The sequence below is a fragment of the Paraburkholderia sp. J11-2 genome, from assembly GCF_905220185.1.
Taxonomy (GTDB): Bacteria; Pseudomonadota; Gammaproteobacteria; order Burkholderiales; family Burkholderiaceae; genus Paraburkholderia.
This window is the reverse complement of record NZ_CAJMYY010000007.1, coordinates 200490-214447: the sequence shown is the minus strand read 5'-3', so window position 1 is coordinate 214447 and position 13958 is coordinate 200490. Positions and strand designations below refer to the sequence as shown.

11 protein-coding genes are annotated in these 13958 nt (G+C 64.9%); 7 read left to right on the top strand and 4 right to left on the bottom strand.

Going from position 1 to position 13958, the window contains the following annotated elements; all coding sequences use genetic code 11:
* The first annotated feature begins 377 nt into the window (after positions 1-377).
* The 3 genes from U5A57_RS12395 to U5A57_RS12385 all read left to right on the top strand — a co-directional run bounded on the left by U5A57_RS12395 (position 378) and on the right by U5A57_RS12385 (position 2362).
* Positions 378-1196 (top strand): alpha/beta hydrolase, encoded by an 819-nt coding sequence (locus U5A57_RS12395; protein WP_321911186.1) that lies wholly within the window; start codon positions 378-380, stop codon positions 1194-1196.
* 537 nt (positions 1197-1733) lie between these two features.
* Positions 1734-2081, top strand: a complete 348-nt coding sequence (locus tag U5A57_RS12390) for a hypothetical protein (RefSeq protein ID WP_321911185.1) — start codon at positions 1734-1736, stop codon at positions 2079-2081.
* A 2-nt stretch (positions 2082-2083) separates the two neighbouring features.
* Positions 2084-2362: a hypothetical protein gene (locus U5A57_RS12385; protein ID WP_321911181.1), complete on the top strand. Its 279-nt coding sequence runs from the start codon at positions 2084-2086 to the stop codon at positions 2360-2362.
* Positions 2363-2628: 266 nt separating this feature from the next.
* Here U5A57_RS12385 and U5A57_RS12380 read toward each other — a convergent pair whose 3' ends face one another.
* Together U5A57_RS12380 and U5A57_RS12375 are read right to left on the bottom strand one after the other, a co-directional pair.
* On the bottom strand, positions 2629-3969 hold the full coding sequence (locus U5A57_RS12380) for an LLM class flavin-dependent oxidoreductase (protein ID WP_321911179.1): 1341 nt from the start codon (positions 3967-3969) through the stop codon (positions 2629-2631).
* Positions 3970-4179: 210 nt separating this feature from the next.
* A complete protein-coding gene (locus U5A57_RS12375; RefSeq protein WP_321911177.1) occupies positions 4180-5379 on the bottom strand; it encodes an ABC transporter substrate-binding protein in 1200 nt (399 codons plus the stop codon).
* A gap of 305 nt (positions 5380-5684) precedes the next feature.
* Between U5A57_RS12375 and U5A57_RS12370 the strand changes: the two genes are divergently transcribed.
* Genes U5A57_RS12370 through U5A57_RS12355 form a run of 4 tightly spaced genes read left to right on the top strand, consistent with a single transcriptional unit; the run spans position 5685 to position 10384 of the window.
* Positions 5685-6890, top strand: a complete 1206-nt coding sequence (locus U5A57_RS12370; protein WP_321911176.1) for an ABC transporter substrate-binding protein — start codon at positions 5685-5687, stop codon at positions 6888-6890.
* Positions 6887-8710 (top strand): ABC transporter permease, encoded by a 1824-nt coding sequence (locus tag U5A57_RS12365; protein ID WP_321911175.1) that lies wholly within the window; start codon positions 6887-6889, stop codon positions 8708-8710. Before U5A57_RS12370 ends, U5A57_RS12365 begins: the two co-directional genes overlap by 4 nt.
* Before the next feature lie 13 nt (positions 8711-8723).
* On the top strand, positions 8724-9590 hold the full coding sequence (locus U5A57_RS12360; RefSeq protein WP_321911174.1) for an ABC transporter ATP-binding protein: 867 nt from the start codon (positions 8724-8726) through the stop codon (positions 9588-9590).
* Between the two features lie 53 nt (positions 9591-9643).
* Positions 9644-10384 carry an ABC transporter ATP-binding protein gene (locus U5A57_RS12355; protein WP_321911329.1) on the top strand — a complete coding sequence of 247 codons (741 nt, stop codon included), beginning with the start codon at positions 9644-9646 and terminating at the stop codon, positions 10382-10384.
* A 49-nt stretch (positions 10385-10433) separates the two neighbouring features.
* Here U5A57_RS12355 and U5A57_RS12350 read toward each other — a convergent pair whose 3' ends face one another.
* Positions 10434-11966: an amidase gene (locus U5A57_RS12350; protein ID WP_321911173.1), complete on the bottom strand. Its 1533-nt coding sequence runs from the start codon at positions 11964-11966 to the stop codon at positions 10434-10436.
* A gap of 29 nt (positions 11967-11995) precedes the next feature.
* Positions 11996-13606 carry an ABC transporter substrate-binding protein gene (locus U5A57_RS12345; RefSeq protein ID WP_321911172.1) on the bottom strand — a complete coding sequence of 537 codons (1611 nt, stop codon included), beginning with the start codon at positions 13604-13606 and terminating at the stop codon, positions 11996-11998.
* Positions 13607-13958: the final 352 nt, after the last annotated feature.

Below are 13958 nucleotides of genomic sequence, written 5' to 3'. Positions count from 1 at the left end.
CGGTATTGGCAGGACACTCAAACCGACGTTCCGCGGAAGCAAACCAAACCTGAGCGCATCGGCTGTGGAACATCCGAATTTAGGGGTTTTGCAACAAGCGACGACGTGATTGTATGGCTCGTCCTGGCCGATCGCGCGCTCGCCGATTTCGCCGTTAGCTGTCGTTCAAAACATTCCCGGGCGCGGGGCGAAAGTCAGGGATCGGGTGGACTGAAAAAATCCAGACGGAATGTGCGGTATCCAACGTACCGCCGCTGAAACTCCCTACAGCGATGCTGACAAATTGACTACGCTTCTGGCGGCATACCCAGGAGCGTGGTCTACGGTGTGGACCCCGCGAGATGCCACAGGACAAACGACGAGAGGAGGTGCCAGCGATGCCTACGATCACTACCCCGGATGGGGTAGAAATCTTCTACAAGGATTGGGGGTCCGGTCAGCCGATCCTCTTCAGCCATGGCTGGCCCCTGTCGGCCGACGACTGGGACGCCCAGATGATGTTCTTCCTGCACCACGGCTACCGGGTGATCGCCCATGACCGGCGCGGGCACGGTCGGTCCGACCAGGTCGGCACCGGCAACGACATGGACCACTGGGTCGCCGACCTCGCTGCACTGACCGAGCAACTCGATATTCGCGACGCGATCCACATCGGCCACTCCACCGGCGGCGGTGAGGTGGCCCGCTACGTCGCTCGCCACCAGGAGCGGGTCGCCAAGGCAGTGCTGGTGGCCTCGTTGACGCCGAACATGGTGAAAACCGACGCGAACCCCGGCGGTCAGCCGCAAGAGTGGTTCGAAGCGGTTAAGTCGGGCGTGCTTGGCAACCGGTCGGAGTTTTACCGCGCAGTCCCGGAGGGTCCGTTCTACGGATTCAACCGTCCGGGCGCCAAGCCGTCTGACGCAGTGATTGCGAACTGGTGGCGCCAGGGCATGGCCGGCAGCGCCCAGGCCCACTATGAGACCGTCTTCTCCTGGCTGGAGGACTACACCGAAGATCTGAAGAAGATCAGTGTGCCGGTCCTCGTCATGCACGGCGAAGACGACCAAATCGTCCCGTTCGCCAGTTCGGTGCCGCGCGCAGTCGACCTGCTCGCGAACGGCACGCTGAAGGCATACCCTGGCTTCCCGCATGGCATGCTGACCACCCACGCGGACGTCCTCAACCCCGACCTTCTCGCGTTTATCAGATCCTGACTGGACGAAGGGACTGCTGACGGCGCTGAGCATCTGCTAGATCTCGGCGTCGATTCGTTCTGTGATTCGTCTCGTAACGTCTTGGGCCACAGACGAAAATCAGGTCGATGCGTTTTGGGCGCGGCTTCCCCAACTTTCAACTCGCGCGAATAGAGAGAAGGATCCAGGCGGGCGCGCACTCGCGACCTCCTTCGCCCCGTCACCCCTCTGCGCGCCGCCATGCGTGCCTCGGATAGACCGTTGCCGCGCGTCCACGTCGCGCGTGCCCCGATGCCGGGCGATGACGAGCCACTCTGAGCATGCGTCGCTGGGCGGACGTATTTCGGCTCTGAACAGTCTTTCAGACCGGCACTACACCAATGTCTGCCTACGGGGGTACAACTGCCCGCGGTATCTCCCCACGTTTGCGGGTGCATGGTCAGCGTTTTCGGAAGGTCCACACCCAGATTTAAACGGCCATTGGCGACTCACCGACGCATACAAATTACTTACAGTTTCAATTATAGTTGATTTATCAACTTGAAAGACGGAGGGGCGATGACGACCGAACAACAATTTGTCGGGACGCTGGAAGCGCGATTGCTGGATGTGCTAGCTGATGGAGCGCAACAGAGCGTCGCGCAGTTGGCGGCAGCCTCGGGTGTAGCTGGCCGGCGACTAACGAACGTGCTTAGGGCACTGGTGTTGAGCGGCGACGTGCATGTTTCGCAGCGCGACAGCCGAAGTGGCGAGCGCCATTTCAGGCGTGGCCTGGCACCCGTCAAAGACCGGGCGGCACGCGTGCACCAATCGACGGACACTGCAAAAAAGTCGCCCACGATGGACCCGGTCTACGCGGCCTTTCATGCGATGGCCGCCCTTGGACACCACCCTGAGCAATACTGATCATGAACTGCAAACCCAAAATTATTCACTGGGAGGACGTTGAACCTACACGTTCCTTCCTGAAGTATTCGATCCCTGCCAGGGATCTTTGTCTGGGCTTGGACGAATGGCCCCTGTTCCTCGAAACGAGCATGGGTAGCGGCAAGCCATTCGAGCGCATGCAGCGGCTGGAAGAGGGTACCCTGTACCGGCAGGGCAGAGATCTCGTCCTGCTTGTGCTTGACCGCAAAGTCCGGTCAGGTCCCTTTCGGGAGAAAGTCTTCTCGATGGTTGTTTCTTAACGAAGCAGGGTAAGCAATCTTTATCGCACTCATCAGAGCAATCCGCCTCACGGATCCTGGACCACACCGTCAGCCTGAAGAGGAGCACGGGAGAGGGACGACCTCGCCGGACACTTTATTGCGCAATCGGCGCTTTTGGCGTACCGGTTTGTCGGGGGGCGAGCGCGCCGTGCACACACTGGCCGGGCGCCCGTGCAGGCGAGACGCGATGCGCACGGGTTGCGTGTCGCGCGGCATCGGCAGGACACGGGCCACTCAGGCGAATCTCAGGTCGCGTCGCGTACCGGGAAAAATCGGTTGTCCGGACGCGGGAGGCCCAGATGATCGCGCAGCGTCGTCCCTTCGTATTCGCGCCTGAAAATGCCGCGCCTCTGCAATTCGGGCACGACCTTCTGCGCGAAATCGTCGAGCCCGTCCGGCAAGTACGGAAACATGACGTTGAACCCGTCCGAGCCTTCCTCTACCAGCCACTGCTCCATTTCGTCGGCGATCATCTCCGGCGTGCCGGTCATCTGCAAGCCGGAGTAGCCGCCAACGCGTTGTGCAAGCTGGCGCACCGTCAGCCCTTCAGTTTGGGCCATTTCGATCACACGTTGGCGGGACGTGCGACTTGCATTGCTCTCGGGAATTTCGGCCAGTGGCCCATCGGGCTCGAGGCCCGAAACGTCATGGCCCAATGCGATCGACAGCGATGCGATACCGCTGTCGTAATGCACGAACGAATCGAGGCGCTCGCGCTTCTCGCGCGCTTGCTCGAGCGAATCGCCTACCACGACGAACGCACCAGGGAGAATCTTCAGGTGATCACGCTGCCTGCCGAGCGCATCGAGCCGTCCTTTGACGTCGGCATAGAAGCGCTTGGCGGCGTCGAGCGACGATTGCGCCGTGAACACGGCTTCGGCCGTTTCGGCGGCCAACTGGCGGCCGGCCTCCGACGAACCGGCCTGCACGACGACGGGCCAGCCCTGCAACGGGCGCGCGATATTCAGCGGGCCGCGCACGGAAAAATGTTCGCCCTTGTGGCTGAGGACGTGCAGCTTTTGCGGGTCAAAATACAGGCCACTTTCGGCATCGCGCACGAACGCGTCGTCAGCCCAGCTGTCCCATAGGTCCGTGACGACGTCGAAGAATTCGCGCGCGCGGTGATAGCGGGCATCGTGCTCCACGTGCTCGTCGAGGCCGAAATTCAGGGCGGCGTCCGGATTCGAAGTGGTCACGAGATTCCATCCGGCGCGCCCGCCGCTCAGGTGATCGAGCGAGGCAAATCGGCGCGCGACGTGATAGGGCGCCTCGAACGTCGTCGAAGCGGTCGCGACGAGGCCGATGCGCTCGGTAACCATGGCGAGCGCGGACAGCAGCGTGAGCGGCTCGAACGACGTCACCGTGTGGCTGCGCTTGAGCGACTCGATCGGCATGTTCAGGACTGCAAGATGATCGGCCATGAAGAATGCGTCGAAGCGAGCGCGTTCGAGCGTCTGGATGCAGCGCCTCAGGTGCGTCAGGTTGAAGTTGGCGTCCGGCCACGCGTCCGGATGACGCCACGCGCCGGTATGCAGGCTGACTGGGCGCATGAAGGCACCGAGATGCAGTTGTCGTTGACGTTTCATGGTGGAGCGCCGAGGGCGTCATCGGGAAACAGGGAGCACCAACGATACGCCGGATCGGCGCATTGCGCTGGACGTCACATTGGGCCGCGTTCGGGATTGCCGCCCGATTTCGCAGGCTTTTCACCTCGGCCCCGGGGCAGCCCGAGGCTGTTCTGGCGGTTGGATCCCAAAGCGGCGCACGGCATGCATCCGCGCGCCGCCCTTTTTTTGTTACTGCCTGACGGCAACGGTCTGCTGCACGGGCAACAGCGCCCATTGATGCTCGCGCACCACGAGGTCGATGCTTTTCACGCCGTCGATGCGGCGCGTATGCGGATCGAAGGTCGCCTTGCCGAATACCACGCTCGGCACGTCGTGCAGCTTCGGTAGCGCGTCGTGCACGCCCTGGCGTGTCGTGCCGCCCGCGCGCAGCGCATAGGCGGCGATGATGGCCGCGTCGTACGCGTAGGCGTTGAACGCGTCGGGGTCCCGATGATATTTTGCCTTGAAGCCCTGCACGAAGCGCTGAACCTCGGGGCGCGGGTCGCCGGGAAAGAAGCTCGTGTTCGTTGTCACCCCATTCACGGCGTCGCCGCCCAGCTCGAGGAATTTCGGTGAATAGACTGAGCCCGCCGCGACCACCGGCAGGCCGATCCCGCTTTCGCGCGCCTGGCGCACGATCTGCGCGCCATCGGCGTAATAAGCGATCAGCACGAGGGCGTCCGGGTGCGTGTCCCGCACACGAATGAGCGTTGCGCGAAAGTCCTTGTCAGTGGGCTGATAGCCTTCGGCGGCAATGACCTGCGCACCGCGTGCGTCGGCGGCCTTCACGAACACGTCCTTGCTGGCGCGCCCCCAGTCGGTGTTCTGATAGAGCACTGCCACGCGCTTGAAGCCCTGCTTCACGGCGAGATCGGCGATGAGCGGCTGCGCGTCGGCCTGGCTGACCGATGGGCTCCAGATATAGTCGCCGCCCTTGGTGAAGTCAGGGTGCGAGTTCGTGAAGCCGAGCTGCACGAGGCCCGCGCGCTGATAGATCGGCGAGGCCGCCATCGAAGCCGGGCTCGAAAAATCGCCGAGCTCGATCAGGATGCGAGGATCGGAGACGAACTTCTGCGCGATGGTGACGGCCTGGCGCGGGTCGCTCTGGCTGTCCTCGAACACGTAGCGCAGCGGATGACCGTTGATGCCGCCTTGCGCGTTGATCTGCTCGAGCGCGAGATCGAAGCCCGCTTGCCATTGGGCGCCGTACTGCGCGTTCGGGCCCGTGAGCGGACCGCTCACCCCGAACCAGACAGGTTCGCCCGTCGCAGCCGCGGCTTGCGCGTTTGTGCCAAACGCGAGAAAGCCCGCACCGCCTGGCGCGAGCACGAGCGCAACCGCGAGGCGGGCGAGCAGCTTGCGTCTTGCACCGCGAAATGATGTCGTCATGGCTGTGCTTCCTTTGTGGATTCGTTGAGTTCGCATGAATGGAAAGCGATTTCCTGTCGAGTCTCCAACGTGCCCTCCCTCTGCACAACAAAGCGATTCAACTATCGATATGCGGTTCACAAGGGCCCGGTTCCGCTTCGTGAAGTGCGCCGGGCGCGTCGTTCAACAGGCACAAAGCGCATTTCAGCAATGCGAATAAGCATTTCACAGCCGCGCTTAAAAGCTTTGACACGAAACTTGGTTGGTCCGCCTCTTTGCCGCGTGATTAGATCTCGGCACATCAATCCGTTGTACGGGAACAGAGCATGGCAAACGGGGTAGGCAAAGAGGGCGGCGCATTGGCGTCATTCAGGTGGCTGCGCGCGCTGGCGTGCTTCGGCGCGCTTGCGCTGCCGTGCGCGGCGCACGCCGCCGACCCATACTGGGTAGGCGTGAGCGGACCGCTAACCGGTCAGGACGCCCAGTACGGCGAGCAGTGGAAACGCGGCTTCGACCTCGCGCTCGATCAGATCAACGGCAGCGGCGGCATTCATGGCCACCCGCTGCAATACGACTTCGAAGACAGCCGCAGCGACCCACGCCAGGCCGTGGCCATCGCACAGAAGTTCGCGGGCGACAGCCGCATCCTGCTGGAACTGGGCGACCTCTCGAGCGGCGCTTCGATGGCGGCTTCGCCCGTCTATCAGCGCGCGGGGCTCGTGCAATTCGGCTTCACGAACTCGCATCCCGACTTCACCAAGGGCGGCGACTATATGTGGAGCACGGCGATCAGCCAGGCGGAGGAGCAGCCGATGCTCGCGAAATACGTAACCGGCGGCCTTGGCTTCAGGAAGATCGCCGTGCTTTATCTGAATAGCGATTGGGGCCGCACCAGCGAGGACATCTTTGCGAAGGCCGCGCGTGCACACGGCGCGCAGATCGTGGCCGCCGAAGGTTACCCGCCCGACGAAAAGGATTTCCGCGCAACACTCACCCGCGTGCGCAGCGCCAACCCCGATTCGATCGTGCTGATCTCCTACTACTCGGACGGCGCGCAGATCGTGCGCCAGGCGCGCACCGCGGGTGTCACGCTGCCCATTGCCGCCGTCGGATCGGTGTATTCGCCGAAGTTTCTCGAACTCGGCGGGAACACCGTAAGCGGCGTCTATACCGAGTCGAACTTCTTTCCCGGCGATCCGCGCCCCGAGGTGCAGAGCTTCGTGCAGCGTTATCGCGCGAAGTACGGCGCCGATCCCGACACGTTCGCCGCGCGCGCCTACGACGCGATGATCCTCGCGGGTGAATTGTTGCGCCGCTACGGCGCGACGCGCGCCGCTGTGCATGACGGCCTCGCGCAAATCGACGATGTGCCGAGCGTGATCTTCGGGCGCTTTCGCTTCGACCCGCAAACGCGCCGCGTGGCGGGCGCGAAGAATCAGGATCTCGTCGTCAAGGACGGCAAGTTCGCGCGCTGCGCGCGCAGTAGGCGCCGTGTTTTTCGCACTTCCCATACGGAACTTCCGCGACCATGAGCGCATGGCTTGACTACACCCTCAACGGCCTGATCGTCGGCAACATCTATGCGTTGCTGGCGGTTGGGCTGGCGCTGATCTTCGGCGTTTCGCACCTCATCAACTTCGCGCACGGTTCCGTGTATATGGTCGGCGCGTTCATCGGCTGGCTGTGTCTCACGCGGCTCGGCCTGCCGTTGCCGCTCGCGCTCATTGCCACCGTGGCGGGATGCGCGCTGCTCGGCATGGCGATCGAGCGCATCGGTTTGCGTCCGCTGCAAGGGGCCGCGCGCATCGCACCGCTGCTCGCCACCATCGGCATCAGCTTCGTGCTCGATCAGCTCGCGCAGCTCGCCTTCGGGCCCGATCCGCGCCCCGTGCCGTCGCCGCTGCCGAACTGGACGCTCGCGGTCGGCGGGGCCACGCTGGGCTCGCTTGACGTGCTGATCGCGGCGATCGGCATCGGTGCGGCCGGCGTGCTCTATGCCTTCCTGCGCTTCAGCCGCCTTGGCTGGGCCGTGCGAGCGACGGCCCAGGACCGCGACGCCGCGCAGCAGATGGGTGTCGACGTCAACGCGGTCAACCGTGCGGTGTTCGCCATCGCGTGCGGCCTCGGCGGACTGAGCGGGCTGCTCGTCGGCATGTACTACAACAGCATCGACCCGGCGATGGGCTTCCAGGCCACGCTCAAAGGCGTCGTGGCGCTGCTGATCGGCGGGCTCGGCAATGTGCCGGGCGCGATCGCGGGCAGCCTCATTCTCGGGCTCGTGGAGAGCTATGGCGTGGCGCTCTTTGGCACGAGCTATCGCGATCTGTTTGCGTTCGTGCTGCTGCTGGCGTTTCTGGTGTGGCGTCCCAACGGCTTGTTCAGCGCAAACCGGCGCTTGCCGCCGGAGCCGCTCACGGGCACCTTTGTTTCGAATCGGCGGGCGCTGAGCGTGCCCAGGCCCGCGATCGCCGCCCTGATCGTGATCGCGGCCGCGCTGCCGTTCGTGGTCGCTTCGCCGTATGTGCTGCAAACGCTCACGAACGCATGGATTTATGGCCTGCTCGCGCTGAGTCTCACGCTCGTGGCGGGCACTGTAGGGCAGATCTCGCTGGGCCACGCGGCGCTGCTGTTGATCGGCGCCTATGCCTCGGCGCTGCTCAGCGCCCATTTCGGATGGACGCCCGCGTTGACCATTGTGCTGGCAGGATTGCTGACGGCGGCGCTCGGCACGCTGCTGGTCTATCCGTCGTTCCGCCTTCGCGGCCACTACGTTTCGATCGCAACGCTCGGCATTGGCGAAATCGTGGGACTGATCGTGCTCAATTGGGACAGTCTCACGCGCGGCCCGATCGGTGTGTCGGGGATCGCGCCGCTCTCGCTTTTCGGCTGGACGCTCGAAGGTGCGCGCCAGGTTTACTGGTTCACGCTCACCGTCCTGATCGTGCTCGCGTTGCTGCAACTGCGGCTGCTGCGTTCGCATCTGGGCCGCACATGGCGCGCGGTGCGCGAAGATGACGTGGCCGCGCGCGCGTACGGCGTGCGTCCGAACCGCTACAAAGCCCTTGCGTTTTCGTGGGGCGGCTTCGCGGCGGGGATAGGCGGCGGCATTGCCGCGCACCTGTACAGCTATATCAACTACCAGACTTTCGATTCGCAGGTGTCGATTCTCGGCCTGACGATGGTGATTCTGGGCGGACTCGGAAACGTTGCGGGCGCACTGATCGGCGCGACGGCGCTGATTGGCCTGCCTGAGCTGTTCCGCTTCGCGGCGGAGTATCGAATGCTTGTGTACGGTGTCGTGCTTCTGTTGCTCGTGCGATTCAGGCCGCAGGGTCTGTTCGGTTCGGTCTGAAGGGGGATCTGCGATGTCCATCCATTCCACGGCGCAAGCCGAAATCCTCTTCGACGTGCGTAATGTCACGCGCCGGTTCGACGGACTGACCGCGGTTGCGGGCGTGAGCTTTTCCATTGCGCGAGGCGAATGCGTGAGCGTGATTGGCCCCAACGGCGCGGGCAAGTCCACGCTCTTCAACCTGCTCGCGGGCGCCGACATGCCCAATGAAGGCGTGATCCGTTTCGAAGGCGAGGATGTAACGGGCTATGCGCCCGAGCAGCTTGCCGCGCGCGGTCTCGCGCGCACGTTTCAGCACGGCCGCGTATATGGCAACCTGAGCGTGCTCGACAACGTCCTGATGGGCGCGCATGCACGCCTTGACGCCGCGCGCAAAGGCTTGCCGGTTGCGGGGGCAGTGGTGGAGTTGCTGCGCGCGTTGTTCCAGCCGCCCGCAGTGAGGCGAGAGGAGGCGGCGCTGCGCGCCGAAGCGCACGCCGTGATCGCGCGCTTTGGCGAGCGTCTCGCGCCGCGCGTCGATCAGCCCGCGCATAGCCTTTCCTATGCGAACCGGCGGCGCGTGGAGATCGCGCGCGCGTTGATGCTCGGCCCACGCATTCTGCTGCTCGATGAACCGACCGCCGGCATGAACGAATCCGAAACGGCCGAGATGCTCGCGCTGCTGCTCGATCTCAAGCGCGAAGGGCTGACCATTCTGCTCATCGAGCACAAACTCGAACTCGTGATGACGCTGTCCGACCGCGTGCTCGTGCTCGACGAGGGCCGCGTCATCGCAGCGGGCGCGCCGCACGAGGTGCGTCATGATCCGGCAGTGATCGAAGCCTATCTCGGTCATCGCCATGTCGGCGCCGATGATCTATCGCGTGCGGTGGGCTTATGAGCGAGGCGCACGTCATTCCACTTTTCAACGACGCTTCACGCGAGCGCCGCGCCATGACCACGCCGCTCCTGAAACTCGAGCGCATCGACACGTTCTACGGCCAGAGTCAGGTCCATTTCGGCGTGACTGTCGAGGTGCCGCGCGGCGAGATCGTCTGCCTGCTAGGCGGCAACGCGAGTGGCAAATCGACGACCATGAAGGTGATTCTCGGCCTGCACAAGCCGCGCGCGGGCACGGTGAACTTCGACGGCGCGCCGCTCGACGGGCTAAGCACCGCACAGATCGTGCGCCGCGGGATCGCCTCCGTGCCGGAGGCGCGGCGGCTGTTCGGTGACATGAGCGTACGCGAGAATCTGCTGATGGGCGCCTTCACGCGGCGCGACCGCGAAGGCATTGCCGAGGACTACGAACGCATGCTGACGTTGTTCCCGCGTGTGAAGGAGCGGCTCAGCCAGCGCGCGGGCACGCTCTCCGGCGGCGAGCAGCAGATGCTGGCGATGGCGCGCGCGTTGATGAGCCGACCGAGGCTCGTGTGCATGGACGAGCCGACGATGGGACTGTCGCCGCTTTATGTCGACAAGGTGCTCGACCTGATCCGCACGATCAACGCACAGGGCGTGACGTTCTTCATGGTCGAGCAGAACGCGAGCCTCGCGTTGCAGATCGCGCATCGTGGCTACGTGCTGCAAACCGGGCGTGTGGTGCTCGCGGGCGAGGCTGGCGCGCTGCTCGCCGACGAGCGCATTCGTGACGCTTACCTGGGCGGCCCGCTCGCGGCGCAGACCGCCTCCTGAGCGCGCGGCCCGTGTGTCCGCCACTCGGCGCGACGTGCAGTCGTGCCGCTCATTCGCCCGAGCCATAGCCCGGCGGCGCCTGGAAGCCGCCATACGCATCTTCCAGCAAGCGTGCGAACGCGATCGGCGTGCGATCTTCCAGCCACGGTCCGACCGCCTGTGCGCCGATCGGCAGTCCGTCGTCGTCCAGGCCCAGCGGGAAGCTCGTCGCGGGCAGGCCGGGCAGCACCGGCAAGCCGGCCCAGTAGAAAAAGTCGCTAAAACGCAGCGTACGCACGCCGTCCGCGAACGTCACGGCGAACCCGCGCTGGTCCTTGGGTTCGCTGTGATCGTGGCGGAAAGCCGGCGTGGGGGCGACGGGCGTGACCACCACGTCGAACGCTTCGAAGAGCGCTTCCCATTGCGAGCGCAGCGCGAAACGGCGCTCGTTGGCGGCCAGCCAGTCGCGATGCGAGATCGAAGGCGCGCGCAGCGTGGCGGCTTCGTGGCTGTCGTCGTCGTGCGCGAGGGCGGCGAGGCGCGCTTGCGCAGTCTTGTCGGGCAACGGCTGCACCGCCGATGAACCGAGCAGCGTCCGGTACACCGTGTGCGAAGTGCGCAGATCAGGCAGCAGGCCTTCGGGTAGATCGGCAGGGCGCCGGAATTTCACGCGCTGCGCGTTCAGGCGCTCGACCACGCGATCGACAACGAGCCGCTCCGAGGCGCTCGGCTCCACGCCCGGCCAGCGATCGATCACGAGCACGCGAAACTCGGCGAGCCGCGAGTGGCGCGGCGGCGGCAGCGTGACGCGCCACGCCTTGTTCAACTCCGGGTCGCGGTTGAGCAGCAGGCCGAGCGCGAGATCGAGATCGGCGGCGGAGCGCGCCAGCGGCCCGGCCACGCCGAGATCGCGCGGTGCGTGGCGGCCGGGCGGCAGGCCCGAGCCCCGCGTGGCGATGAGGCCATAGCTCGCCTTGTGCCCATAGACGCCCGTGAAATGCGCCGGAATACGCACGGAGCCGCCAATATCCGAGCCGACTTCGAGCGCGACATAGCCCGCCGCGACGGCCGCCGCACCGCCGCCCGATGAGCCGCCAGGCGTACGCGCAAGGTCCCACGGATTACTGGTGTTGCCATAGACCGCGTTATAGCTCTGCAAATCGGTGAGCCCGAGCGGCACGTTGGTCTTGCCGATCACGACTGCGCCTGCCTCGCGCAACGCGGCGACCACCGCTGAATCGCGCTGCGCGCGGTTTTCAGCCAATTCTGGCTTGCCGACCGTCGTGACAAGCCCTTCGGCATCGAACGATTCCTTCACGGTGATGGGTACACCGAGCAGTGGCTTGCGCTCGCCGCGTGCGAGCGCGGCGTCCGCGGCACGGGCGTCGGCGCGGGCGCGTTCGTCGTCGCGCACGACGACTGCGTTGATCGCGCCGTCGAAGCGGTCGATGCGCGCGAGGCTGTGTTCGAGCAACTCGAGTGCGCTCACGCGGCCTTCGGAGAGCGCGCGGGCTTGTTCGCTCGCGCTTGCGAAGGTGAGCGCATCGAGCACGCTGGCAGTGTCGTTGTCGGTGTCGGTGTCGTGCAGGTTGGTGGTGCTCATGGTGTGGCTTTCCTTGTGGTCGGGTCGGCTCAGGCCGGTGCGATCCATGCGTCGGACAGGTCTCCGGCCGTGAGATCGATGCTGTTGTTGAGGTTGTGCACGCGGCGGTTGTAAACCTGTACCGCCGAGGGCACGGTCACGAGCGGGAGCACGGGCAAATCGCGGCCGACGATCTGCTGGATCTGCTTGAAGTTCGCCGCGCGCCGAGCGTCGTTCTGCTCGACGGCCGCTGCCTTGAAGAGCGCGTCGACCTCCGGACTCTGGTAATGCGACGCGTTGATCCAGATGAGCGGATGCGTCACGCCGTCGCCCCAATAGATGCGCTGCACGCCCACGGTCGGGTCGTAGAGGCGCCCGAGCCCGTTGATGTTGAGATCGAAGTCGCGTGCGGTATAAGCGCGGCGCAGATACGTGGGCAGATCGCCGTCGAGAATCGTCGCCCTGATGCCCACGCGAGACAGCGCCGCACGCAGGTATTCGGCGCTGCGCCGGAAATCGCTGCCGGTGATGTAGTTGATCTTCACCGTGAAGCGCTGGCCGTCCGCGCCACGTTTTTGACCCGCGGCGTCGAGCAGCGCATTGGCCTTTGCGACATCGTACGAATAGGCGAAGGTGCTGTCGTCGTAGTAGTCGGCGAGCACGGGCGGCACCGGCGAATTGACAACCTGCGAACGGCCGTAGAACACGTGATCGCGCAGGAAGTTGCGATCGACCGCATGCGCGATGGCGCGGCGCACGTCGGCGTTCGCGAACACCGGATTGTCGAGATTGAATTCGAGGAACGCTGCATTGTTGAGGTACGCGTCATAGCTGTCGTCCACGCGCAGATGTGGCAGGCTCGCAAGCCGCGGCAAGTCGGCGAGCGCGACGTTGGTGGCGGCGTCGACTTCGCCCGTTTCGAGCGCCGCCGAAATCGCGCCTTGGTCGGGCGTGATGCGATACACCACGTGGTCGAGATGCGGCGCGCCCTTGCGCCAGTAGTCCGGGTTGCGCTTGAGGCTGATGTACGTGCCGCGCACCCATTTGTCGAAAACGAACGGACCCGTGCCGACGGGCGCGAGCACGTTCGGGTTCGTCGCGGGATCGCCTTCGCCGTAGCGGTGTTGCGGCACGATCGGCAGTTCGGCCGAAGCGAGCGCCTTGAGCAGATACGGCGTGGGCTTGTCGAGCACGAGTATGGCTGTCAGCGCGTCGGGCGTGTCCACGCGGGAGACGTTCGCCAGCGTGATGCGCCCGCGCGGGCCGAGGCGCTTTTGCGTGAGTACGGAAAAACGCACATCGTTCGATGTGAATGGCTGGCCGTCGTGCCAGCGCACGTCGGGACGCAGCGCAAACGTATAACGCAGGCCGTCGTCGCTCACCGACCAGCGCACCGCGAGCAGCGGCTGCGGACGGAACTGTGCGTCATAGCGCAGCAGTCCCTCGGAAATTTTCGCGCTGATGTTGCGGATCACCGTATTGGTGTCGAGCAGCGAGACGAGGCCGGGGGGCTCCTGCTGGACCGCGTAGGTGAGGGTGCCGCCCGCTGCAGGCGTGGGGGATGCGGCGGCCGTCTGTGCGCGCGCCGCGAGCGGCATGCCGGCTCCGCTCGCGAGCAGGCTCGCGGAAAGTTGCAGGAAAGCCCTGCGGTCGATACTCATCGTGCCTCCAGTGGTGGAAACGGGATTCGGCGCGCCTCGCGCGCCGCAATGCGTTCGTGCCAACGCGGGAACTAGTCGGGCTGCCGATAGCCTTTGCAGGTATCGTTGTGCAGGTTCGCTGTACGGAATTCGTCGGCGTAAGGACAGCGGCCGGCAACGCTTTGCTGCGCGAAAATGCGCGGCTTATGAGGCCTGACCGAGCACGCCGAGCCATAGCTGCCCGATCAGTAGTACTCAAGACGTTACCTCCTGTATGCAGGCGCTGGCGCGAGGCGTATCACCGTGTGGCGCAAGCGTTCGCGCCCGCAGCGGTCCAGACGGGGTTGAGAGCGCGCGTTTCACGCCAGGGCGA